This is a genomic window from Variovorax sp. SG517 (assembly GCF_013376045.1).
In the GTDB taxonomy this organism is placed as follows: domain Bacteria; phylum Pseudomonadota; class Gammaproteobacteria; order Burkholderiales; family Burkholderiaceae_C; genus Variovorax.
In genome coordinates, this window is the sequence record NZ_JABMJG010000004.1 from 57,992 (window position 1) to 81,231 (window position 23,240).

General features: G+C 69.6%; 23 protein-coding genes. 14 read left to right on the plus strand and 9 right to left on the minus strand.

What is annotated here, in order from left to right; genetic code table 11:
- The first annotated feature begins 82 nt into the window (after positions 1-82).
- Positions 83-973, plus strand: coding sequence for a LysR family transcriptional regulator (locus FHT32_RS12940; RefSeq protein ID WP_176665046.1), 891 nt, complete (start codon positions 83-85; stop codon positions 971-973).
- On the opposite strand, the gene FHT32_RS12945 is transcribed toward FHT32_RS12940, so the two are convergent.
- The 5 genes from FHT32_RS12945 to FHT32_RS12965 form a co-directional block, all read right to left on the minus strand.
- Complete coding sequence (locus FHT32_RS12945) at positions 963-1,973, minus strand: nucleotidyl transferase AbiEii/AbiGii toxin family protein (protein ID WP_176665047.1); 1,011 nt, start codon at positions 1,971-1,973, stop codon at positions 963-965. The genes FHT32_RS12940 and FHT32_RS12945 overlap by 11 nt on opposite strands.
- A complete protein-coding gene (locus FHT32_RS12950) occupies positions 1,970-2,572 on the minus strand; it encodes a hypothetical protein (RefSeq protein WP_218088214.1) in 603 nt (200 codons plus the stop codon). The genes FHT32_RS12945 and FHT32_RS12950 overlap by 4 nt, the downstream gene beginning before the upstream one ends.
- Positions 2,569-3,258, minus strand: coding sequence for a hypothetical protein (locus FHT32_RS12955; protein ID WP_176665048.1), 690 nt, complete (start codon positions 3,256-3,258; stop codon positions 2,569-2,571). The genes FHT32_RS12950 and FHT32_RS12955 overlap by 4 nt, the downstream gene beginning before the upstream one ends.
- A complete protein-coding gene (locus FHT32_RS12960; protein WP_176665049.1) occupies positions 3,255-4,097 on the minus strand; it encodes a hypothetical protein in 843 nt (280 codons plus the stop codon). Before FHT32_RS12960 ends, FHT32_RS12955 begins: the two co-directional genes overlap by 4 nt.
- Before the next feature lie 99 nt (positions 4,098-4,196).
- Complete coding sequence (locus FHT32_RS12965; RefSeq protein WP_176665050.1) at positions 4,197-4,562, minus strand: hypothetical protein; 366 nt, start codon at positions 4,560-4,562, stop codon at positions 4,197-4,199.
- Positions 4,563-4,626: 64 nt separating this feature from the next.
- On the opposite strand from FHT32_RS12965, the gene FHT32_RS12970 reads away from it, so the two are divergent.
- Both FHT32_RS12970 and FHT32_RS12975 read left to right on the plus strand, forming a co-directional pair.
- Complete coding sequence (locus tag FHT32_RS12970; protein WP_176665051.1) at positions 4,627-5,574, plus strand: ATP-binding cassette domain-containing protein; 948 nt, start codon at positions 4,627-4,629, stop codon at positions 5,572-5,574.
- Positions 5,575-5,577: 3 nt separating this feature from the next.
- Entirely contained in the window at positions 5,578-6,408 is an 831-nt protein-coding gene (locus FHT32_RS12975) for an ABC transporter permease (RefSeq protein ID WP_176665052.1), read from the plus strand.
- Here the strand turns inward: FHT32_RS12975 and FHT32_RS12980 are convergent.
- Positions 6,398-7,453 (minus strand): MerR family transcriptional regulator, encoded by a 1,056-nt coding sequence (locus tag FHT32_RS12980; RefSeq protein ID WP_176665053.1) that lies wholly within the window; start codon positions 7,451-7,453, stop codon positions 6,398-6,400. The genes FHT32_RS12975 and FHT32_RS12980 overlap by 11 nt on opposite strands.
- A gap of 195 nt (positions 7,454-7,648) precedes the next feature.
- Between FHT32_RS12980 and FHT32_RS12985 the strand changes: the two genes are divergently transcribed.
- The 4 genes from FHT32_RS12985 (at position 7,649) to FHT32_RS13000 (ending at position 10,986) form a co-directional block, all read left to right on the plus strand.
- Positions 7,649-8,104 (plus strand): MarR family winged helix-turn-helix transcriptional regulator, encoded by a 456-nt coding sequence (locus FHT32_RS12985; RefSeq protein WP_176665054.1) that lies wholly within the window; start codon positions 7,649-7,651, stop codon positions 8,102-8,104.
- A gap of 105 nt (positions 8,105-8,209) precedes the next feature.
- Complete coding sequence (locus FHT32_RS12990; protein ID WP_093058675.1) at positions 8,210-8,635, plus strand: organic hydroperoxide resistance protein; 426 nt, start codon at positions 8,210-8,212, stop codon at positions 8,633-8,635.
- A gap of 164 nt (positions 8,636-8,799) precedes the next feature.
- On the plus strand, positions 8,800-9,915 hold the full coding sequence (locus FHT32_RS12995; protein WP_176665055.1) for a DUF2855 family protein: 1,116 nt from the start codon (positions 8,800-8,802) through the stop codon (positions 9,913-9,915).
- Between the two features lie 36 nt (positions 9,916-9,951).
- Positions 9,952-10,986 (plus strand): serine/threonine protein kinase, encoded by a 1,035-nt coding sequence (locus tag FHT32_RS13000; RefSeq protein ID WP_176665056.1) that lies wholly within the window; start codon positions 9,952-9,954, stop codon positions 10,984-10,986.
- Between the two features lie 10 nt (positions 10,987-10,996).
- On the opposite strand, the gene FHT32_RS13005 is transcribed toward FHT32_RS13000, so the two are convergent.
- On the minus strand, positions 10,997-11,899 hold the full coding sequence (locus FHT32_RS13005) for a LysR family transcriptional regulator (RefSeq protein WP_176665057.1): 903 nt from the start codon (positions 11,897-11,899) through the stop codon (positions 10,997-10,999).
- 101 nt (positions 11,900-12,000) lie between these two features.
- Between FHT32_RS13005 and FHT32_RS13010 the strand changes: the two genes are divergently transcribed.
- From FHT32_RS13010 to FHT32_RS13020, 3 genes are all read left to right on the plus strand, one after another.
- Positions 12,001-13,692, plus strand: a complete 1,692-nt coding sequence (locus FHT32_RS13010; protein WP_256098989.1) for an acyl-CoA dehydrogenase family protein — start codon at positions 12,001-12,003, stop codon at positions 13,690-13,692.
- A 33-nt stretch (positions 13,693-13,725) separates the two neighbouring features.
- On the plus strand, positions 13,726-14,706 hold the full coding sequence (locus FHT32_RS13015) for a tripartite tricarboxylate transporter substrate binding protein (protein ID WP_176665059.1): 981 nt from the start codon (positions 13,726-13,728) through the stop codon (positions 14,704-14,706).
- 288 nt (positions 14,707-14,994) lie between these two features.
- The gene (locus FHT32_RS13020; protein ID WP_176665060.1) at positions 14,995-16,134 is read left to right on the plus strand and encodes a CaiB/BaiF CoA-transferase family protein; all 1,140 of its coding nucleotides are present in this window, start codon (positions 14,995-14,997) and stop codon (positions 16,132-16,134) included.
- Here FHT32_RS13020 and FHT32_RS13025 read toward each other — a convergent pair.
- Positions 16,120-17,466, minus strand: a complete 1,347-nt coding sequence (locus FHT32_RS13025) for a UDP-glucose/GDP-mannose dehydrogenase family protein (RefSeq protein ID WP_176665061.1) — start codon at positions 17,464-17,466, stop codon at positions 16,120-16,122. The two genes, FHT32_RS13020 and FHT32_RS13025, sit on opposite strands and share 15 nt — an antisense overlap.
- A 96-nt stretch (positions 17,467-17,562) precedes the next feature.
- Here FHT32_RS13025 and FHT32_RS13030 point away from each other — a divergent pair, with 96 nt between their 5' ends.
- From FHT32_RS13030 to FHT32_RS13045, 4 genes are read left to right on the plus strand one after another with little or no spacing between them, the layout of a single operon-like run.
- Entirely contained in the window at positions 17,563-18,591 is a 1,029-nt protein-coding gene (locus FHT32_RS13030) for a glycosyltransferase family 2 protein (RefSeq protein ID WP_176665062.1), read from the plus strand.
- A gap of 45 nt (positions 18,592-18,636) precedes the next feature.
- Positions 18,637-19,647 carry a hypothetical protein gene (locus tag FHT32_RS13035; protein ID WP_176665063.1) on the plus strand — a complete coding sequence of 337 codons (1,011 nt, stop codon included), beginning with the start codon at positions 18,637-18,639 and terminating at the stop codon, positions 19,645-19,647.
- A complete protein-coding gene (locus FHT32_RS13040; RefSeq protein WP_176665064.1) occupies positions 19,637-20,407 on the plus strand; it encodes a hypothetical protein in 771 nt (256 codons plus the stop codon). The genes FHT32_RS13035 and FHT32_RS13040 overlap by 11 nt, the downstream gene beginning before the upstream one ends.
- Positions 20,408-20,410: 3 nt before the next feature.
- Positions 20,411-21,532, plus strand: a complete 1,122-nt coding sequence (locus FHT32_RS13045) for a hypothetical protein (protein WP_176665065.1) — start codon at positions 20,411-20,413, stop codon at positions 21,530-21,532.
- Between the two features lie 12 nt (positions 21,533-21,544).
- Here FHT32_RS13045 and FHT32_RS13050 read toward each other — a convergent pair whose 3' ends face one another.
- Entirely contained in the window at positions 21,545-23,224 is a 1,680-nt protein-coding gene (locus tag FHT32_RS13050; protein WP_176665066.1) for a hypothetical protein, read from the minus strand.
- Positions 23,225-23,240 lie beyond the last annotated feature (16 nt).

Below are 23,240 nucleotides of genomic sequence, written 5' to 3' on the forward strand. Positions count from 1 at the left end.
GGCTGGATTCTTCTCTCTTGCGTAGATCGAATGAATAGCCATTCCTGTATTTGACTGCTGCGTTTTCCGGTTTAATCGCTCCATGGATCGTTTCAAGGCCATGCAGACCTTCGTGCAGATTGCCGACCAGGGCAGCCTGACTCGCGCCGCCGAGGCGCTGGGCACCTCGCTGCCCGCGGTGGTGCGCTCCCTCGCCGCGCTGGAGGCCCACCTGGGCGTGCGCCTCTTCCACCGCACCACGCGCCGCCTCTCGCTCACCGAGGAAGGGCGCAGCTACCTGCCGAGCGCGCGCGAGGTGCTGCTCGCGGCAGACGCCGCCGACCTCGCGCTGAAGGCCGAGGCGCGCGAACCGGCGGGCCAGCTCACCATCACCGCGCCGGTGCTCTTCGGCCACATGTACGTGGCGCCGGCCATCGTTCGCTTCATGAAGCGCTACGAGAAGGTGCGCTGCAGCGTGCGGCTGTACGACCGCACGGTGAACCTGCTCGACGAGGGCATCGACGTCGGCATCCGCATCAGCCCGCTTGAAGATTCCTCCCTCGTCGCCCAGACCATGGGCACCATCCGCCGCGTGCTGGTCGCAAGCCCCGACTACCTGGCGCGGCACGGCACGCCGGCGCATCCGCGCGAGCTGAACGGCGCGCCCTGCGTGCGCGGCCGCGTCGACGCGCCGGCGCACTGGCAGTTCTACGAGGGAGCAAAAGCGATCAGCGTGATGCCCGACAACCGGCTGGAGTTCAACCACCTCGCGCCGGCCATCGAGTCGTGCGCGGCAGGCATGGGCTTCGGCACCTTCTTCTCGTACCAGGTGATGCCGCACGTCGCGCAGGGGCGGCTGAAGCTGGTGCTCGAAGACTTCGAACCGCCGCCACGGCCGGTGAGCGTGATCTATCCGAACGCGCGGCTGCTGCCGGCGCGCACGCGGGCGTTCATCGACTGGATGAAGATGGAGTTTGGGGGGCTCAGGCTTTGAGCTGGGCGCTCCGGCGCGGCGGCACCTCGAGCAACAGCGCCTCGACCAGGCCATGCAAGGCCTCGTGCAGTTGTGCGAGAAAGGCTTCGAGCCGGTCGGGCAATGCATTGACGCGCGATACGCAGGCGCTGGCAGGCTCACCGATGAACGTCACCACCTGCCCCGGCCCCGCCTTGTTGGGCAGAGTCCCGTGGCGCCACCACTCCCAGGCTTGCGCCATCGTCTTAACGGCCCGTTGGCCCGGAAACACCGGATGCCGCGGCATATCGCCGTTCAACAGGTAGCGCAGCCGCCCGATGTCAGCCTTGTCCTGAGCACACTCGGTACGCAGCGCGCGCCCGACGGCATCGGCATCGACGGCGTTGTTCGGCACCAGCCACATCAGGTCGAGCAGGTCCTTGAAGCGCGGCCGCACCAGGCACTGGTGAAGCTTCCAGGCGATCTGCAGGTCGAGCGCGCAAGTGCTCGGCAAGTGGAACGCCTCGCCGAGACACGGCCGGTAGTGCAACGGCACGGGCGGAGGGTCCAACTTCAGGTTGAAGCTCACGTCCAGCCGGAAGCGATGCAGCGGGGTTTGCGAATCGCCGTCGAGCACGCAGCCGTCGATGTCGGTGCTGACGGTGGGAAAGTCGTCGTCCATGGCGTAGTCGATCATTCGCCAGAACGCGTTGTCGATGAACGGACGGAAGTGCAGGCCGTCGTCGAGGTGCACCGTGGTCACGGACTGCGCCCATGTATTCAGTTGCCGGGCGCTGCGCTCGCGGTCGAAGGGCTCGGTGCACACCCAGTCGATGTCGCGCGACAAGCGCTCGTTGTCCTGCTCCGGCCCGTTCAGGTATTGGCGCGTGACGAGGCTGCCCTTGAGCATGAAAGGGCCACCCACCCATGCCGCGCGGCGCATGAAACCTTCCAGCAGAACGAGCTCTCGCGCCTGCTCGACCGTCGCCCCGGTGCGCCGGGCTTCGTTCTCCATGCCGGCCTGCGTCACCGACAGGGTCATGCCGAGGCTTCCAGCCATCCCGCGTCCATCGACTCCCGGCTGTCGAGCAGGCAGATCTCCGTCTCCTGTTTGAGCAGCGGCCAGCCCTGGCGCTCCAGCTGCCCGGCCAGTGCCGCCACGCGGGCCCTGAACCCGTCCAGCGGTTCGCGGCTGCGCAGGGTGACGAAGCGCACGTCCGTCTCGTCCTTCAGGCTGTTGCGCGAGAGGCGCGCGCCGTGCGTCTCGCACAGGTGCTGCAACGCGGAGGCGTCGTGCACCCGCAGCTTGCCGTGCCATTCGAAGTACTCGCCGGGCCGGCTCAGGCATTCGTGGCCCTGGATGGGGGCCTCCACCTTCACGCGCAGCACGGCCATGCCCGCGCGCGCCAGCCATTGCGCGAGCGCCATCGCCTCGGCCTTCGCCTCGGTCAGGTCGCCGCGCAGCCAGGTGGTGGCCATGGGCTGCTGCTTCTGTTCGCCGTGGGCGAGGTCGATCAGCAGCGGCTTGAGCCCCACCTGCTCGCACACCTCGACGAAGGAAGGAATCCGCGCGGCATCCATCGCACCGCAGGTCAGGTGAAGTTCGAGCCGGCCTTTCAGCAGCGGTGGAATCGTGTTCATGGCGCGGCCACCCGAGCGGGCAGGGGCTTGCCGTCGCACAGCGCGGCCGTGTCGCTGACCATGCCGCGCACCGCCTCTTCCATGCCGAGGTTCAGCACCGACATGAATTCGCCGTTGCCGTTGGCCCAGTTGGTGCGCGTGCCCATGCCGTGGTACTGGCGCACGACGGCCTCGGTGCCGGGCATGCGGTAGGTGGCCTGCAGCACGACGTGCGAGACCAGGTTCAGGCCGGCCGACCACGAATGCGCCAGGCGCAGCGCCACGTCGGCCGTCACCTGCCGCGCATTGCCGGACGCGGGTAGCGCGGCCGTCGCGACCCGCAGGCCGTAGCGGCTTGCCGACTGCAGCGCGCCGCGTGTCCAGGCACTCGCGTCGCCGCCGCCCTGGATGGACTGCACCGCCAAGGGCGTGGCGTGCAACGTGGGCATCATGAGGGTCAGGTTGCCGACACTGGCCTTGTGAGGGCGCACGTCGTCGATCTTCGGCAGGTACAGGGTGCAGCCGCTCGCCACGCGCAGCGGTGCGACCGGTGTGCTGTTGGGCCGCTCCGCAGGCTCCGGCGCCGGCTCGTACACCATGGGAAGCGGCTCGGTCTCGGTCAGCGCATGCGACGCGACAGGTGCGGCAAGAAGCACGGAGAAGGCACCGAGCGCGGCGGCGGCCCTCGATGCGTGGCGTGGCGTCATGGGGCTGCGCTCCTGACCGAATAGAGGGCTCCGTCCTGGTCGCGGAACAGCACGCGTCCCGGCCGCTCGTCGAAACTCGGGCCGGCCAGCGTCACCCAGGAGCCGTTGACGTTGAAGCGTGCGGTCTTCACCGCACCGGAACGCACGCCTGCGACATCGAGCGCCACCGCTTGCAAGGTCTGGGCCATCGACTCGCGCATCACGCCGCGCAGCACCTGCCCGTCGTCGGCGGTGAGGCGGCGTATGACGGCGGCGCGCGCGACGCCGCCCACCGGCGTCTGGAAGATGACGGCCGCGCGGTACGAAGGCTCGCTCCTGCCGTCCTGCCAGAGCAGGGCCGAGGTGCGCGTGGTGAATGCGCCCAGCCCGGGCTCCAGCGCGTATTGGAGCAACAGCACCATGTAGGCGGGGCCGTTCTTCGTGGCGGCGATGCGGGCCTCGTGCTCTGCCTTGACCGGCATGGCGGGAAGCAGCTCCGACGAGCGGATCTTCAGCGGAAACGAACTCGGCTCGGCCAGCTGCGCCTCGAGCGCCCGGCCGGCCTCGGCGCGGTAGTCGTAGTCGAGCAGCGGGCCGACGATGGCCTGCACCTCGGCGCTCATCTCTTTCTGGCGCGACTGCTGCACCGAAGAGTCGATGAGCGCGCCGATCAGCCCGCCGCCGGTGGCAGCGCTCACGCCCGGGGGCTGGGCGGAGAACATGAAGCTCTCCTGTGCGACGACCACGCGCAGGTCGACCTCCTGGACCTTGTTGCGGTCCGCGGCCGCCAGCGGCCTGTGAAATGGCGCGCAGGCGCCGAGCAGCAGCAACGCCGTCAGCGCCAGCCAGAAACGCAGCATCCTAGGCTCTCCCCCCTTGTGAAATGCCATTGGCTCATTCATCCCTCTGTCGATGGGTGCGGCGATTTTGCCGCTGCCGGGAGCGTGGTCCGCCCCGGGTTATCGAGGGCCCATGGTGCCGGTCGTCTTCAGGCGGCTGTCGAGAATCCAGCCCATAGTGTCCTCGCCCGTTTTCGGGTGGATGAACAGCACCTGAACCCACTCCTTGTATGGCGTGTAGACGGTGACGCGGTCCTTGGGAATCAGGAAGCGGCCGCTGTCGCAGGCGGCGTCGGGCGCCGTGTACAGGCGGGCCCGGCCGGTGCCGACGACGACAGCGCCGTAGCGCGGAACGAAGCCAGGGCTCGCATTCGCAACCGCATGAAGCTCCTCGCACTTGCGGCTGTCGGCGGGTGCCGCCGCCACGGCCTGGACCGCCAGCGCGGCAAGGCTCGCCACGCACCAGGATGAAATTGCTCTGGACATCGGCGGATTGTCCATCGATTGAAGCGATGGGACGCCCGCCGCGCGGCTGCGTCAGAATGGCCGCGTGCCGCCTACACATTCCTCCACACCGCCTCCCCTCTTCCACGCAAGCCACCTGCACAAGCGCTATGGAGACGCGACGGTCGTGGACGACCTCTCGTTCGAGATCGCACCCGGCGAATGCCTGGGCGTGATCGGCCCGAACGGCGCGGGCAAGACCACCACCATCCGCATGTGCCTGGGCCTCACCGCCCCCGACGGCGGCGAGATCTCCGCGCTCGGGCTGCAGATGCCGCGCGATGCGCTGGCGATCAAGGCGCAGCTCGGCGTGGTGTCGCAGTTCGACACGCTCGACCCCGACTTCAGCTGCGCCGAGAACCTCGTGGTGTACGGCCGCTACTTCGGCTTCGGCAAGGCGCAGGTTCGCGCGCGCGTACCGCAGCTTCTGGAATTCGCGGCGCTGTCGCACAAGGCAGATGCGAAGCCGGGCGAGCTCTCGGGCGGCATGCGGCGGCGGCTGTCGCTGGCGCGCGCATTGGTCAACGACCCGAAGCTGCTGCTGCTCGACGAGCCGACCACCGGCCTCGACCCGCAGGCGCGGCACCTGATGTGGGAACGGCTGCAGGTGCTGCTGCAGCAGGGCAAGTCGATCCTGCTGACCACGCACTTCATGGACGAGGCCGAGCGCCTTTGCTCGCGCCTGCTGGTGCTGGACCACGGCCGCAAGATCGCCGAGGGCCGCCCGCGCGACCTCATCGCCGAGCACCTGGAGCCCGACGTGGTCGAGGTGTACGGCAACGGCGCGCTGTCGCTGGCCGAGTCGGCCGAGCTGAAGGCGATGGCGGCGCGCGTGGAGGTCAGCGGCGAGACGGTGTTCTTCTACACGCAGGACGCGCGGCGGCTTCTCGACGCGCTGACCCGCCACGGTGGACTGCGCACCTTCCATCGGCCCGCGAATCTCGAAGACCTTTTTCTGAAACTCACGGGTCGCCAGATCCGCGAGGACGGCTGAACAATGAACACGACGACAGCAACAACAAGCGCTCCCTCTTCGCCCTCACCATGGCGCCCGCCTGAGCTCTCGCTGCGCTGGTGGCCCGTGTTCCTGCGCAACCTGCTGGTGTGGCGCAAGCTCGCCATTCCGAGCCTGATCGGCAACATCGCCGAGCCGCTGATCTGGCTCGTGGCCTTCGGCTACGGCATGGGCGCGCTGGTCGGGCAGGTGTCGGTCGACGGCACGAAGGTGCCGTACATCCTGTTCCTGGCCAGCGGCTCGATCTGCATGAGCGCGATGAACGCGGCGAGCTTCGAGGCGCTGTACTCGGCCTTCTCGCGCATGCACGTGCAGAAGACCTGGGACGGCATCATGAACGCGCCCGTCGGTCTCGACGACATCGTGCTGGCGGAGATGCTGTGGGCGGCATTCAAGTCGATCTTCACGGTGACGGCGATCCTGTTCGTGATGCTCGGGCTGGGCATCAGCCACAGCCCGAAGCTCGTGGTCGCGTGGATGGTGCTGATAGGCGCGGGCATCACCTTCTCGTCGATCGCGCTGATCTTCAACGCGCTGGCCAAGGGCTACGACTTCTTCACTTATTACTTCACGCTGTTCATGACGCCGATGATGTTTCTGAGCGGCGTGTTCTTTCCGCTGGAGCAACTGCCCTCCGCCGTGCAGGCCGTGGCCGCGTGGCTGCCGCTGACGAACGCTGTGGCGCTGGTGCGGCCGCTCTTCATGGACCAGTGGCCGGCCGGCTGGTGGGTGCACGCCGTGGTGCTGGCGGTGTATGCGGTGGCGGCGTTCTGGATCGCGCTGTCGCTGACGCGGAAGCGGTTCAGGGCATAGCGGGCTCGAGACCGCCGGGCGGCCGCCACGCGATGACTCCCGCCGTTCGGGCGCGGACCTCGGGCGAAGCCAGGCAGGTAACAACGGACTCGTAGCCTGGCGCACCGGGATGCGGCGCTACCTGCATCGGCGGGCTGTGGTTGGCCGGGCAGAGGATGATGGTTTCGTCAGGGCCCACGGCGGACAGGTCGAGGATCGCGCAGGAGCGGGTGAGCATGAAGACGGGCCGCGCGGCCGAGCCTCTTCTGCGCAGCCATGCGATCAGTGCCTCCTGTGTCGGCCGGTCGAGGCCTTGCTCGATCATGTCGACGATCAGGATGGCGGAGCCTTCGGCTTCGAGCGCGGCGAGCAGCACCAGCAGGGCGTCCGATGGCGTGGCGCCGTCTTCGATGAGCCAGGCCATCGCCCCGTCTACTTTCGGCTTCAACCAGCGGTCGGCGCGCAGCCTTGTTTTCGCTTCGGCCATTCTGGCTTCCTCGAGCCTCTGCAGCCCCAGAAAGACAGCGTCGGGCAACGCCTGCGCGAGGCTGTGCGCGAACCGGGTCTTGCCGCTGCCGAGCGGGCCGATGATGTAGTTCAGCGAGCGGATGTCGCGCAGCTCGAAGAGCTCTGCGCCCCAAGGCCACGGGAGTTCGAATGCGACGCGGACTTCGCGCGCCGGCGCCTGCAGGCTCATCAACTCGTCGATGGTCGGCGCGCGGCCTTGCATCAGGTCGCTTCGCAGTTCGCGGACCTTCCCGACCGTCTCGGCAAGCTGGCGCAGCTGCGACTCCAGCGCTGCCTGGTGCGCCGCGAGCGTCGGCTCCAGGCCGCTGGAATTGCCGCCCAGCACGCGTTCCACCTGCGCGAGGCTGAAGCCGAGAGCGCGCAGCGCGACGACCTTCGCGGCACGGTCGAGCTCCTCGCGGCCGTAGGTACGCCAGCCCGCTTCGGTCCGGCCGGGCGCCACGAGTCCGCGCTGCTCGTAGAGCCGCAAGGCCTTGGCCGAAACGCCGAGCCGCTTGGCGGCTTCCGACGGGCTGAGAAAGCGGGTGGTGGATGGCATGAAGAGAACCTTTTTCGACAGTCTTCTCTTTTTAGAACCTGCCCCTGGGGCCGGGTCAACAGGTGGAACCGAAAGATTTGGCCCATGAGCCTCGCGGGTTCAGAATGCCCCGTTCCCGGCCGACTGTAGCCCTGCTGAAACCGATGCTTGCAAATTAGATTGCACACAATTTAATTGCTCGCTACAATTCAACCCATGCGCTCCACCCAAGTCTCCGCCGACGAAATGCTCAAGCTGGACAACCAGCTGTGCTTTGCCGTGTATTCGGCCTCGCTGGCCATGACCCGGCTCTACAAGCCGGTGCTGGAGAAGCTGCAGCTCACCTACCCCCAATACCTCGTGATGCTCGCCCTCTGGGAGCAGGACGGCCTCATGGTCTCCGAACTCGGCGAGCGCCTCTCGCTCGACTCGGGCACGCTCACGCCGCTGCTCAAGCGCCTGGAGGCCAACGGCTACGTGGCCCGCGTGCGCGACGTGGCCGACGAGCGCCGTGTGCACATCACGCTGACCGCCGCGGGCCGCAGGCTCAAGAGCCGCGCATCGAACGTGCCGGCCTGCCTGATGGCCGCCGCCGAGTGCTCGGTGCCCGAGCTGATCTCGCTCACCCAGCAGATCCAGACGCTGCGCGACCGCATCAAGAAGGCGGCCTGACGCAACGCAACATGTTTCTCCCGCTCCGGTCGGCCTCCGCAAGGAAAAAGAACGAAGCCTTTTGACCACCCTCCCTTCAACTTCATCACCACCAAAGGAATCACCATGACCACCAAGCTCGACAAAGTGCTCTACACCGCAGAAGCCCACACGGTCGGCGGCCGTGACGGCGCAGGCAAGTCCAGCGACGGCGCCATCGACGTCAAGCTGAGCTCGCCCGGTTCCGGCAAGCCCGGTACCAACCCCGAGCAGCTGTTCGCGGTCGGCTATGCCGCCTGCTTCATCGGCGCGATGAAGGCCGTCGGCCCGAAGATCGGCGTGAAGGTGCCGGAAGACGTCGCCATCGACTCCAGCGTTTCCCTCGGCCCGACGAACGGCGGCGCCGCCTACGGCATCGCCGTGAAGCTGGCGATCACGCTGCCGGGCCTGGATGCCGACGCCAAGCAGAAGCTGGTCGACACCGCTCACCAGGTCTGCCCCTACTCGAACGCGACCCGCGGCAACATCGACGTCGAACTGACGATTGCCTGAGCCCACGGCGCACATGAAGAAAGAAGCGGTCCGGCCCCAAGCCGGGCCGCTTTTTTCATGCCCGCCGATGTCTCACGGGTGACGCCGGAAGCCGCCGCGCGATGGCGCCTTTCATCAAGCTTGGCTAACGTTGGCGAACCTTACAACCGCCAGGAGCCACGCTCATGAGCACCACCAGCCTCCTCATCCGCAAAGACCAGCTTTCCACCACGCGCCTTCACACCGCCACCGACGAAGTGCTCGCCGACGGGCAGGTGCGCGTGCGCATCGACAGCTTCGCGCTCACTTCCAACAACATCACGTATGCCGCCTTCGGCGACGCGATGAGCTACTGGCAGTTCTTCCCGAGCGGCGAGGAAGGCTGGGGCAGCATCCCCGTGTGGGGCTTCGCGAGCGTGGTGCAGTCGCTGCACCCGGGCGTGCCGGTGGGCGAGCGGCTGTACGGCTACTGGCCGATAGCCTCGGGTGCGGTGCTGAGCCCCGGGCGGCTCTCGCCCGAGCGCTTTACCGACGTGGCGCCGCACCGCGCCGAACTGCCCGCCGTCTACAACCAGTATTTCCGCTGCGCGAGCGACCCGCTCTACACGGCCGGCACCGAGGACATCCAGGCGCTGCTGCGCCCGCTGTTCATCACCTCGTGGCTGATCGACGACTTCATGGCCGACAACGATTTCTTCGGCGCCAACACCATGCTGCTGTCGAGCGCATCGAGCAAGACGGCCTATGGCACCGCCTTCCAGCTGCACAAGCGCGAGGGCATCGAGGTGATCGGCCTGACCTCGCTCGCCAACGTGGCCTTCTGCGAGAGCCTCGGCTGCTACGACCGCGTGGTGACCTACGACGCGCTCGATTCCATCGCGGCCGACACGCCCTGCGTGTACGTCGACTTCGCGGGCAACGGCGATTTGCGCAGCACCATCCACGAGCGCTTCGCCAACCTGAAGTACAGCAGTTCCATCGGCGGCACGCACGTCGAGCAGCTCGCGAGCAAGGGTGCAGGCAAGAGCCTCCCGGGTCCGCGCGCCACCCTGTTCTTCGCGCCGGCGCAGATCAAGAAGCGCACCGCCGAATGGGGCCCGGAGGAATTCGGCCGGCGCATGGTCGCGGCCTGGCACGACTTCATGGGCACCGTCACCGACACGAAGGCGCCCTGGCTTCGCGCCGAGCATCACGACGGCGCCGAGGCCGTGCAGGCAGCCTATGCGCAGGTGCTCGCGGGCAAGGGCGATCCGCGCACCGGGCACGTCCTTTCCCTTTCCAGGCAGGCCGTCAGGTCCTGAAGCGGGCCGGGGCCCGGCGGCGACGACAATCGCCGCATGACCCAATCTTCCGCGGCGCCCGCGAACACACATCCCTATGAGAGCCTCACGCCAGACGTGGTGCTCGACGCGCTCGCGACGCTCGGCCTCTACGGCGACGGCCGGCTCACCGGCCTGAACTCCTACGAGAACCGGGTCTACCAGGTCCACCTGGAAGACCGCAGCGTGGTGGTGGTCAAGTTCTACCGGCCCGGCCGCTGGAGCGAGGCCGAGATCCTCGAGGAGCACAGCTTCTCGCTGGAGCTGGCCGCCGCCGAGGTGCCGGCCGTGCCGCCCCTGGCCTTCGACGGCAGCACGCTGCACCACCACGCCGGCTTCGCCTTCAGCGTGAGCCCCTACCGCGGCGGCCGCGCGCCCGAGCTCGACGACTTCGAGGTGCTCGAATGGGTGGGCCGCTTCCTGGCGCGCATCCACACGGTGGGCGGCGCCAAGCCTTTCGAGGCCCGGCCCGCGCTCGACCTGCAGAGCTTCGGCATCGCATCGCGCGACTGGCTGCTCGCCAACGACAAGATCCCGCTCGACGTGCAGCGCGACTGGGAGAAGGCCTGCAACGAGGCGCTGGACATGATCGGCGCCACCGCGCTCGCGGCCAGCCCGCCTTCGGCCGACTTCCAGCCGCGCAAGCTGCGTCTGCACGGCGACGTGCACCCCGGCAACATCCTCTGGACGCCCACCGACCGCCCCGGCGGCGGCCCGCACTTCGTCGACCTCGACGATGCGCGCACCGGCTTCGCGGTGCAGGACCTGTGGATGCTGCTGTCGGGCGACCGCGCGCAGCGCACGGCGCAGCTGTCGGGCCTGCTCGACGGCTACGAGCAGTTCCGCGAATTCGACCGCCGGGAGCTGGCGCTGATCGAGCCGCTGCGCACGCTGCGCCTGATCCACTACAGCGCCTGGCTGGCGCGGCGCTGGGAAGACCCGATCTTCCCGATCAACTTCCCGTGGTTCGGCTCCAGCGACTACTGGAAGGGGCAGATCCTCATGCTCGAGGAGCAGTGCGAGCAGATGGCGGAAGAGCCGTTGTACGCATGATCACGCCTGACTACGCCTGATCTTCCCGCGCGGCGGCAAGGCTGTCCGCCACGCCCGCCAGCAGCCGCTCGACCAGCACGTTGGCCGGCCCGTTGCGCCAGATGCCGTAGGCCTCCGACTGCGCCACCGCCCGGTCGAGCGGCCTGAACACCGCGCCGCGCAGGGCCGAATGCCGCATCGCCTGCGGCACCAGCGCCACGCCCAAGCCCTGCGACACCCACGAGACCACCGCCAGCCAGTGGCGCACCTCGTGCCGCACCTCGGGCAGGAAGCCCGCGTCGGCGCAGATGCTCAGGATGCGCTCGTGGTAATCGGGCGAAACCTCGCGCGAGAACAGCACGAAGGGCTGCTCGCGCAGGTCGGCCGGCGCCAGCACCCGCTTGCGCGCCAGCGCATGGCCCGCGGGCAGGCAGGCCACGAAGGGTTCGGACAACAGCAGCCGGTGCTGCAGCTCGGGCGGCACGCGGTGCGTGTGGGCGAAGCCCAGGTCGAGCCGGTCGTTCATCAGCTCGGCGATCTGCATGCCCGAATTGAGCTCGCTCAGCGTGATGCGCACCGCCGGATGCTTCGCCTGGAATGCGCGCAGCGCCTGCGGCAGGCCCCGGTACAGCATCGCGCCGACGAAGCCGATGCGCAGTCGCCCGGCCGAACCCAGCGCCACATCGCGCGCCTCGATGGCGGCCTCCTCGGCCTGCAGGAGCAGCCTGCGCGCCGAAACCCGCAGCGCCTCGCCCGCGGGCGTGAGCCGCACCTCCTTGCTGTTGCGCTCGAAGAGGCGGGCGCCCACGTTGTCCTCGAGCTGCCGTATCGCCACCGACAGCGGCGGCTGCGAGATCGACAGCCGCCGCGCCGCGCGCCCGAAGTGCAGCTCCTCGGCGAGCACGCAGAAGTAGCGCAGGTGCCGCAGTTCCATGAATAGTCAGATCGAATCGAACAAGACCAAATCGATATTAGACACGGATCGTCGCGGCTTCAACAATGCGCCAAACCAAGGAACCCATGGAGACAACGCGCATGCCAGAGCACGCCCATCCGATCCCCGACCGCCACGGCCAGAACCTGTTCACCACCGACGCCGAGCTGCACGCCCTGCTCGCGCTCTACCTGCCCGAGGACCTGCGCCGCCACATGCAGCCGCACTTCGAGCGCCTGGGCGGCCTTGCGGGCGGCCTGATCGACGAGCTTGCCGGCACCGCCGACCGCAACCCGCCCGTGCTGAAGCAGCGCACGCGCACCGGCCTCGACGAGCAGAAGATCGTCAAGCACCCCGCCTACGTGGAGATGGAGCGCCTCGCGCTCGCCGAATTCGGCCTGGCCGCCATCTCGCACCGCGACGACACACTGGGCTGGAAGGGCAGGATGCCGCCGCTGGTCAAGTACGTGCTGACCTATCTCTTCGTGCAGGCGGAGTTCGGCCTGTGCTGCCCGGTGTCGATGACCGACTCGCTCACGCGCACGCTGAAGAAGTTCGGCAGCCCGGAATTGGTCGCCAGATACCTGCCGCGCCTCACCTCGCTCGACTTCGACGAACTCGCCCAGGGCGCGATGTTCATGACCGAGCAGGCCGCCGGCTCCGACATCGCCGCCACCGCCACGCTGGCCCACCGTGAGTCGGACGGCAGCTGGCGCCTCACGGGCGACAAGTGGTTCTGCTCGAACCCCGACGCCGACTTTGCGATGGTGCTCGCGCGCGCCGATGACGGCCCGCAGGGCATGAAGGGTGTGTCGCTCTTCCTGCTGCCGCGCCGGCTCGACGATGGCAGCCTCAACAGCTACCGCATCATCCGGCTGAAGGACAAGCTCGGCACGCGCTCGATGGCCAGCGGCGAGATCCGCCTCGAAGGCGCCACCGCCTGGCTGGTGGGCGAGGAAGGCCGCGGCTTCGTGCAGATGGCCGACATGGTCAACAACTCGCGCCTGTCGAACGGCGTGCGCGCCGCCGGCCTGATGCGCCGCGCGGTGGCCGAGGCCGAGTTCATCGCATCCGAGCGCCGCGCCTTCGGCCGCACGCTGGAGCAGATGCCGCTGATGCAGCGCCAGCTCGACAAGCTGCGCCTGCCCGCCGAACAGGCCCGCACCATGGTGTGCCAGACGGCGCTGGCGCTCGCGCGTTCGGACGCCGGCGAGCCCGATGCCTACGCGCTGCTGCGCATCCTCACGCCGCTCATCAAGTTCCGCGCCTGCCGCGATGCGCGCAAGGTCACGGGCGACGCGATGGAAGTGCGCGGCGGCTGCGGCTACATCGAGGAATGGAGCGACGCGCGCCTCGTGCGCGACGCGCACCTGGGCTCGATCTGGGAAGGCACGAGCAACATCGTGGCGCTGGACGTGATACGCGCGGTGAAGCGCGAGGGCTCGCTGCCGGTGCTGCGCGCGCATTGCGCAAAGCTGCTCGACGACGCAGCGCTCGCCCCCGGTTTCGACAAGTCACTGCGCGGCGCGCTGGACCGCGCCGCCGCGCTCACCGAAACCGCCGCGCGCGAAGGCGGCGACGTGCTCGCGCGCCAGGCCGCCTCCGCCCTTTACCACTGCACCAGCGCCATCGCGATGGCCTGGGAGGCCTCGCGCGGCGGCTCTGCGGCGCGCCTGCGCTGGGCGCAACTGGTGCTGCTGCACCGCGTGCTGCCGCGCGATCCGCTCTCGCCCGATGCGATGCCGGCGGACTGGAACGTCGCGGCCGCTGCGCCCACGGCCGTGCCAGCCTGACTTTTCTTTCTTTCAAAAAAACGGAGACATCCCTTGAAACGCTTCACCTTCCTGCTGGCCGCCTGCGCGACGACTCTGCTGGCCGCCATGCCGGCGGCACAGGCCGCCGACGCCTTCCCCTCCAAGCCCCTGATGCTGGTCGTGCCCTTCCCGCCCGGCGGCCCCACCGACGCCATGGCGCGCACCCTCGCCGCCGAGATGAAGGACCGCCTCGGCCAGCCCATGATCGTAGAGAACCGCGCAGGCGCCGGCGGCAACATCGGCGCCGAGTACGTGGCACGCGCCGAGGCCGACGGCCACACGCTGCTGTTCGGCACCTCGGGCCCGCTGGCCATCAATTCGAGCCTGTACCGCAAGATCAACTACGACCCGGTGAAGAGCTTCGCACCGGTGATCCAGGTCGGCTACCTGCCGAACATCCTGGTGGTGAACCCCACGCTGCCGGTGAAGAACGTGCAGGAACTGGTGGCCTACGCCAAGGCCAACCCCGGCAAGCTCAGCTATGCCTCGTCGGGCAACGGCGCCTCGTCGCACCTCGCGGGCGTGCTCTTCAATTCGGTGGCAGGCACCGACCTGCAGCACATCCCCTACAAGGGCACGGGCCCGGCGCTCAACGACCTGCTGGGCAACCAGGTCAGCATGACCTTCACCGACATCCTCACCGCGCTTCCCTACGTCAAGACCGGCAAGCTGCGCGCGCTGGGCGTGGCCACCGTCGCGCGCTCGCAGGCGCTGCCCGACGTGCCGACGATTTCCGAGCAGGGCTACAAGGGCTACGACGTGAGCGTGTTCTTCGGCATCGTCGCGCCGGCCGGCACGCCAGCGGATCGCGTGAACAAGCTCAACCATGCGTTCACGGAGGTGCTGAATTCGCCCAAGGTGAAGCAGATGTTCGCGGCCCAGGGTCTCGAAGTGCCTGCCGACACTTCGCCGCAGAAGCTCGGGCAGTTCATCGCGGGTGAGTCGGTGAAGTGGAAGGACGTCGTGAAGAAGTCGGGGGCGCAGCTCGATTGATGCTTCAGTCGTTCGGGGCGTGATCACGCCGACGGGGTACCTTGCTCCGCGAATGTCCCCCGGCCTTCGGCCTCCTCCTTTATTTCGCTGCGCAAGGCACCCCATCGTCGTGATCGATGGACGCAGCGCTCATGCGCCCCGCGCGAGCAGAGAGCCCATCGTGCACAGGGCGTCGGGTACTCCCCGCAGCGAAATAAAGGAGGAGGCCGAAGGCCGGGGGACATTCGCGGAGGGGAGTACCCGGCGGCCTGTGCACGCGCCCTGAAAAGCAAAACACAGGAACAAGAAATGACACAAACCCAAGGCGCCCTCGCCGGCATCCGCGTACTCGACATCTCCCGCATCCTCGGCGGCCCCTACTGCGGCCAGATCCTCGGCGACCACGGTGCCGACGTGCTCAAGGTCGAGCCGCCGCAGGGCGACGACACGCGCACCTGGGGCCCGCCCTTCAGGGAAGGCGTGGCCTCGTACTACCACGGGCTCAACCGCAACAAGCGCGTGCAGCACCTGGACTTCTCCACGGAGGAAGGCCGCGAGGCGCTGCTCGCGCTGGTGGCCGAAGCCGACGTGCTGATCGAGAACTTCAAGACCGGCACCATGGAGCGCTGGGGCATCGGCTACGAGGAACTGTCGAAGCTCTTCCCGCGCCTCGTGTGGTGCCGCGTGTCGGGCTTCGGCGCCGACGGCCCGCTGGGTGGCCTGCCGGGCTACGACGCCGCCGTGCAGGCCATGACCGGCATCATGAGCATCAACGGCGAGGCCGACGGCGGCCCGCTGCGCGTCGGCTTGCCGGTGGTCGACATGGTGACCGGCCTCAACGCGGTGATCGGCGTGCTGCTCGCGCTGCAGGAACGCAACCGCAGCGGCCGCGGCCAGTTCGTGGAGGCGGCGCTGTACGACAGCGGCCTCTCGCTGCTGCATCCGCACGCCGCCAACTGGTTCATGGACGGCACCGAGCCGCGCCGCACCGGCAACGCGCATCCGAACATCTATCCCTACGACGCACTCGCCACCAGCACCGACCCGGTGTTCGTCGCCGTGGGCAACGACCGGCAGTTCGCGAGCATGTGCCGCTGCATCGGCCTGCCCGAACTCGCGGACGATCCGCTCTTTCGCACGGCCGGCGCGCGCTCGGTGAATCGCGGGCAGCTCAAGCAGCGGCTCGAGGCCGCGATGGCCGCCTTCGACGGCCGCGCGCTGGTCGATCAATTGATGGCCGCCGGCGTGCCCGCCGCGCCCGTGCTGCCCGTCGACGCCGCCCTGCAGCATCCGCACACGCTGCACCGCGAGATGGTGGTGGAAATGCCCGGCGGCTATCGCGGCATCGGCGCGCCGGTGAAGCTCAGCCGCACGCCGGCGAGCTACCGGCACGCGCCGCTCACGCCGGGGGATGCGTTCCTGTCCCCGGAAGATTCAACGCAGCATTGACGACCGGCCCCGGCCGATGCCGTAGTACGCGATGCCGGCCGACTCGGCTTTCGCGTCGTCGTAGAGATTGCGCCCGTCGAAGATGACCGGCGGCACGTTCAGCTCCTTCGCGATGAGCGCGAAGTCGGGCCGGCGGAACTCCGCCCACTCGGTGACCACGGCCAGCGCGTCGGCGCCGCGCAGCGCTTCCTGTGCGGTGCTGCACCAGCACACGTCGTCGCGTTCGCCGACGAGGCTGCGTGCATTCGACATCGCCGCCGGGTCGTAGGCCCGCACGCGCGCGCCGGCGGCCCACAGGCGTTCCAGCAGCACGAGGCTGGGCGCGTCGCGCATGTCGTCGGTGTCGGCCTTGAAGGCCAGGCCCCACACGGCGATGGTCCGGCCCGCCAGCGTGCCGCCGAAATGCCGCGACATCAGCTCGAACAGCCGGCCCTTCTGCTCGTGGTTGGTGACGGCCACCGCCGGGAGGATGCGCAGCGCATGGCCGTTGCGTTCGGCCGCATGCACCAGCGCCCGCACATCCTTTGCAAGGCACGAGCCGCCGTAACCCGCGCCGGCCTGCAAAAAGTCAGGGCCGATGCGCCTGTCGGCACCGATGCCACGACGCACCGCCTCGATGTCGGCGCCGGCCTGCTCGGCCACGCGGGCCATCTCGTTCATGAAGCTGATGCGGGTGGCGAGCATCGCGTTGGCTGCGTACTTGGTGAGCTCGGCCGAGCGGCGGTCCATCACGAGCAGCTGCCGCTGCGGGTCCTGGATGAGGGGCGCGTAGAGCCGGGTCAACAAGTCGATGGCCCACGAGTCCTCGCTGCCGATCACCACGCGGTCGGGCTGGCGGCAGTCGCGCACGGCCGAGCCTTCGCGCAGGAACTCGGGGTTCACCGCCACGGCAATGCGGTGCCGCGTGCCGCGCTGCGCGAGCTCGCCTCCCAGCACCGCCTCGACCTGCGCGGCCGTGCCCACGGGCGCGGTCGATTTGCAGACCACCAGCGCGTCGCGGCCGCGGTGCCGTCCGATGGCGGCGGCCACCGCGATCACGTGCCGCAGGTCGACCCGTCCCTCGGCATCAGCCGGCGTGTTCACCACGATGAAGAGCAGGTCGCCGTGCTCGCAGGCCGCGCGCTCATCGGCCGTGAATTGCAGGCTGCCGGCGGCGACACCCGAAGCCACCAGCGCTTCCAGCCCCGGCTCGTGCAGCGGCATCCGACCGCGCTGCAGCCCCTCGATCCGCGCCAGGTCGGCGTCCGCGCACAGCACCTCGTGGCCCGCCTCGGCCAGGCAGGCGGCGAAGCTCAGGCCCACGTAGCCCGCGCCGAAGATGGTCACTTTCATGGGCGGCCCCATGGCGTGCGGCACTGGTGGCGGGCGCGGTTGTGCGATAAAAGCAGGATGCAAGCCTTCAAAACGATGTCCGGACAGGAAAATTCGATGATGCCCGATCAAGTTGCCTCGCATTGCGCGCTGGTCCTGGAGACCAACAACCTGCGCGGCGGCGCCGATGCCGAGGCCAGGGCCGGTGCCAGCCTGCAGCGCCTGGTCGCGCTGCTGGCCAGGCAGAAGCTGCCGCTCGCCGCGCTCGCGCAGTTGGTCATCACGCACGACGGATTGAGCCCCGCCACCTGCGAGGCCGTGAGCGCGCTCGCGGGCCGCCCGGTCGACTTCGTGCGCATCGACGCGAGCACCGGCTACTACGACGCCAAGAACGCCGGCTTCGCCGCCACCGACGCGCAGCGCTGCACGCACGTGGTGTTCGCCGATGCCGACTGCCTGCCCGACGACGACTGGCTGCTGCAGATGCTGCTGCCCTTCACCAGGGGAGCCGACGCGCCCGCCGTGGTGGCCGGGCGCACCAGCTACGCAGCCAACGTGGTGGGCACCGCGCTCACCACCATCGACTTCATGTACTTCCCCAATGCCGACCACGCCGGCGCCACGAGCAACTTCTACGCGAACAACGTGGCCTTCCGCCGCGAGGTGTTCGAAGAGCACAGCTACCAGGCGCTCGACGGCGTCTACCGCGCGCACTGCCAGGTGCTCGGCATGCGGCTGAAGGCGGCGGGCGTGCCCATCCACTACGCGGCCGCAGCCCACACCGAGCACCGCCTGCCCGACACGCGCGCCGAGGCGCTCAAGCTGCGCTGGATGCGCGGGCAGGACACCTACTCGCTCACGCCGCACCTGCTGCGCAGCTACGTGTCGCCGCGCTGGCAGTGGCTCGCGAAGAGCGGCCCGATCGGGCCGCTGGCGGTGCTGTTCACGCGGCTGGGCTTCAGCATGAAGGCGCTGAACCATCAAGACCTCCCGCCGCTGCGCGGGCTGCGCTGGCTCGCGGGCGTGGCGCTCATCCTGGGCTTCTCGGCCGTCGACATGCTGGGCGCGTTCGCGCGCGGCATCGGCTGGCACACCACGGGCCGCACCAATGCGGATGCACAGGCGCTTTCGTACCACCGCCCCTGAACGGCGCTCCGCCTCATCTCCAGAACAACAAAAAAGACAGGAACCATGTCCCTCCCCTCTTCGTTCTCCGCCCGCCGGCTGGCGCTCGGCATCGCGCTCGCGGGCGCCTTCACGCTGGCCGGCGCGGCAGACTTCGCCGGCCGCGGCGTCTTCAACTTCAGGTCCGACTCCGGCTGCCCCTTCGCCGCGCTCGCGGGCAAGGGTAACGACTGCAACCGCCTCGCGCTCGACGACCCGGACACCCGCGCCGCGCTCGACATCGGCGCGCACACCATCCGCTTCGTCAACACCCGCAGCTACGCCGGGAAGACCATCGTCGGCGACGTGCTGCTGCAGGGCTCCGGACAGGCGCGCGGCGGCCAGCGCGTGCCGCTGACCTTCCACGCGCTGCTGAGCCGCTCGGGCAACGAATGGTCGGTCAGCAGCCATGCGCACACGCCCATCGGCGGCGAGTTCAGCGACATCCGCATCGACCCCTACCAGATCGTGGTGGTGAGCGAGTCGACCACCGACCACGTGCTGCTGACGGCCGACCAGATCGTCGATGCGCTGGCCCGGCCCTCGCTGACGGCACGCCTGGCCAACGTGTTCGTGCAGGTGGAAGACAACCGCGCCGATGGCGCGAAGGACGCCGACATCACCATCGGCCTGGGCCTGAGCGGCGCCTCGAAGTCGGTGGCGCGCGCGCGTTTCCGCGCGCCCGGCGCCAAGGGCCGCGACCTGGCCGAGGCCATGCAGCAGGGCAACTGGACGCTGGAGCTGCAGGCACTGAGCGGCCAGATCCCGCGCCAGGTGGTGCAGCGCGACCTGTTCCTGTACGGGCTCGAATCGCAGTCGCTGCTGCAGCCGCTGTTGCAGCGCGGCTTCCGCAAGAACGAGAAGCTGGTGCTCGGCGCCGCGAGCGGCAAGGGCTACGTGCGCTACGATGGCCAGCAGCGCGAGTTCGCGGGCGCCGACGCGTCCGCGCGCGCCTTCCTGCAGGACAGCTTCATCGGCCTGGTGCTGGGCTGGCAGCAGCAGCACTCGCCGGTGAAGACCAAGACGGATGCCCGCTGACTCGCCAGCCGGCGCTTCGGCCGGCTTCGACTGTCTCTCGCCGCCGCGTCTGCGCGGCTGGCCCGCGCTGCAGGCCTGGCTGGTGCACCACGTCAAGCGCGCCGCGCTGCGCCAGCTGCATGCAAGCAATGCGGGCGAGATGCTGCTGCTGCGCTTCTACCTCGTGGGCGAGGAATCGTCGGAGCAGGCGCTGCAGCGCGAGCTGCGCATCGCGCCGCCCGAGTGGCTCGCGCGCCAGCTCGACCAGCACCTGGCCGACGAGCAGCTGCACGCGCGCCTGTTCGCGCAGGCCATCGTCGAGCGCGGCGGCAGCGCGCAGGCCGCCGCATCGCCGGAGGAAGCGCCCAGGCCCGACTGGTTCAGCCGCCGCAAGCTCGCGCGCTGGCAGGCGCTGATCCGCCGCCACGCGCCGCACTTCGCGCACGGCGGGCTGGTGCCGGCCTACGCCATCGGCCTCTCGGCCGAGCAGATGGCCTCGCGCATCCTGCAGCGCCATTGCGCGCTGATCGGTCCGCAGCACGCGCTGCATCCGCTGCTGTCGCGCGTGATGGCCGACGAGGACCGCCACATCCGCCTGTGCACCCGCACGCTGCAGCGCTGCGTGGCGCCGCATGAAGAGGCGCGGCTGGCGCAGCTGATGCGCGAGGTGCGCGACACCGAGCGCGGCTTCGGCGTGACCGGCGCGTTCGGCATGTGGCTCGCCGGCGTGGCGCTGCGTCTGCGGCCGGGCTCGGCACCACCGGTGCGGCACCACGCCTGAGCGATGCCGCCGCGCATCCTCTACCTCGCGACCGCGGACGCGCGCGGCCACCTGATGCGCGCGCAGCTGCTCACGCATGCATTGCGCGCGGCCGGCGCGCAGGTGCGCGTGCTCACCACATCGGACGAAGGCGCGCGCTTCCTTGCCGGCTTCGGCATCGACGCGCCGGTGCTCTCGCGCCACTACGCGGTGCAGTTCGACGCGCAGCAGAACATGCTGCGGCGCGAGACCGACCGCAACGTGGCGCTGTACATGTTCAGGCCCGAACGCATGCTGCGCGACGTGTGGAAGCTGCGCGCGCACTTGCGCGACGCCGACCTGGTGGTGAACGACTCCTTCCACCCCGCGCTGCTGCTGATGGGCTGGCTGCCCTTCTGGCGGCGCAAGGTGGTGCACGTGTACGGCGCGAGCCTGCGGCATGCGCTGGAGACAAACTTCGGCGGACGCATGCCGGGCTTCGTCGCCCGTCTGTTCGGCCGCATCGTGGCCTGGCAGATCGACCGCAGCCTCGCGCGCATCGAGCACGACTTCGCCTACGGCGAGCCCCGGCATGACGGACGCGGCCGCCATCGGCTGGCCACGCCGGTGGCGGTGGTGGACGCGGCGGGCCACGGCGATGCGGCGCGGCAGATGGCGGCCGTGTATCTCAATCCGCATTTCCGGGATGCGGCGCTGGCCGACGGGCTGGAGCAGGGCCTTGCCGACGCCGGCGTGCCCGCGCACCTGGTCGGCGAAGGCTATGCGCACCGGGCGCACTGGCATGCGCGGGACGAACACTGGATCGAGGCGGCGGCGCGCAGCGCGTTCATCGTTTCCGCGCCCGGCATGGCGGCGCTGTCGATCGCGGCGGTCTACCGCAAGCCGATCCTGCTGCTGCTCACCGACCAGCCCGAGCAGGCGATCAACGCGGGCCGCGCGGCGCAGCTAGGGCTGGCGCACCGCGTGGTGGTGTGGCGCGGGGACGCGCCGAAGTTCGCGCGGGCCGTGGCCGCCGCGGCGGGCGAGCTGCTCGACCTGCCGGACGGCGAGGCGAATGCGTCCGAAGGGCGGCAGGCCGCCATCGAGCGGCTTCGGCACTGGACCGTATTGCTGTCGGGGCTGGCGGAGGCCGCGCGCGGCCCGTAACGCGCCGCTGCCTCAGTGACTGCCGGCCGAACCGCGCGCCGAATCGAGCACCGCGCGGAAGAGCCGCGCCATCGCGCGCACCGGTGAAATCTCCGACCACCGCGCCGGTGCGGCGGCCTTCGGCGGCGCGGAGATCAGGCCCCGGCCCATGCGCAGCGACACCTGCAGCTTCCTGAGCGTGAAGCCCGGGCGCGCCGCCTTGCGGCGCATGCGGGGTCCGCGCGCGGTGTCAGCCACGACGAACTGGAGCACCAGGCACTTGCGCCCGGCGGCCGGCTCCACCTCGAACACGAGGCTGCGCCGCCGCGCGCCGGTGACGCGCTGGCCGGGCAGCACCGCGCCGTCGAGCATCGCGTGCACGCTGGTGGCCTTGGCATTGCTGCGGTAGTCGATGCGCACCTCGACGCGATGCGGCTGCATCTGCGACAGCGATCGCGCCGACAGCGCCGGCAGCGGCACCACGAGGCAGGCCAGCTCGCCCACGCTGCGCGCGCCCTCGCCGTCGAAGCCGTCCCAGCCGTGGCTCAGCCAGCTCATCGCGGGGCTGCCGGGGTGGAAGAGGTAGGGGCGCTCCAGCTGCAGCTCCGCCACTTCGGCCAGGCCCCGGGCCTGGTCGTCGAGGCCCCAGCGCGTGAGGAAGGCGCGGTCGATCGCGGCGGCGGGCCAGGCCGGGAAGCTGCGAGCCGCCCCGCCGCTTCGCTCATCAGCCAGGCCGCAGGCCTCGGCCATGAAATCCATCGAGCCCAGCTCGGCACCGACCGGTATCCAGCCCGAGCAGGTCCTGGGCAATTGCTCCGGCGCGTTGCGGTCGGCGCGGATCAGCGCGTGCGTGGGCTTGCGGAAGTAGCGCGCCTCGGTGAGCACGCTCGACGACAGGCTGGCGGCGAAGTGCACGTTGGCCGCCGACAGCAGCGCATAGCTGTTCTCGCTGGTCCACGCCACGTTGGGAATGGCGCGCGCAATGGGCGCGAGGTCGTGCAGCGCGCTTTCGTAAGGGTGCGGCCTGACGACCAGCAGGTCGACGCCCTGCGCCAGCTCGCGCAGCGGCGCGATCACGCTGGCCGGATGCATGGTGCGGCCGCCGCTGACGAGCGACAGGTCGACCAGGCTCTGGCCGAAGAAGAGGCCCACGCGCAGCCGCGGGTCGAACAGCGAGGCCGCGCCGTGGCGCGCGAAGCGGCCCTTGAGCGCGCTCGCGTGGTTCCAGAAGAGCTCTTCGTCCACGCGGCGCGCGAGCAGCGCGGCCTCGACGGTGGGGTCGTTGGTGCGCGCGCAGAAATGCAGGTGCTCCGTGAAGCGGCGCGGGTCGATCTCGATGTCGAGGTAGCTGGCGCCCGAGCGGTCGATGCAGTGCTGCTGCGCCGGCGTGAGGCCCCAGCCGATCACCAGGCACCCGGGGTCGAAGGCCGGCATGCCGTCGCGCCCGGCGAACGCGTGCAGGTCGGCGATGCAGGCGCGCGCCCAGCCCGCGGGCGTGCAGGGCAACTCCAGCCGGTTCATGAGCCGTGCGACGTCGATGCGGCCGCCTTCGGACAGCGGCGAGGCCTCGCTCGACGGTAGGCCCAGCCGGCCCAGGGCGGAGTCGAAGAAGCCGCGCAGGAAGCGCCGGTTGGCGACGTGATACTGGAGCCCGTTGGCGGGCGAGCGGAAGAAGTCGTCGGCGAAGACGACGTTGTGGAACCGGCGAGTCATGGTGGCCTCGGGAGGC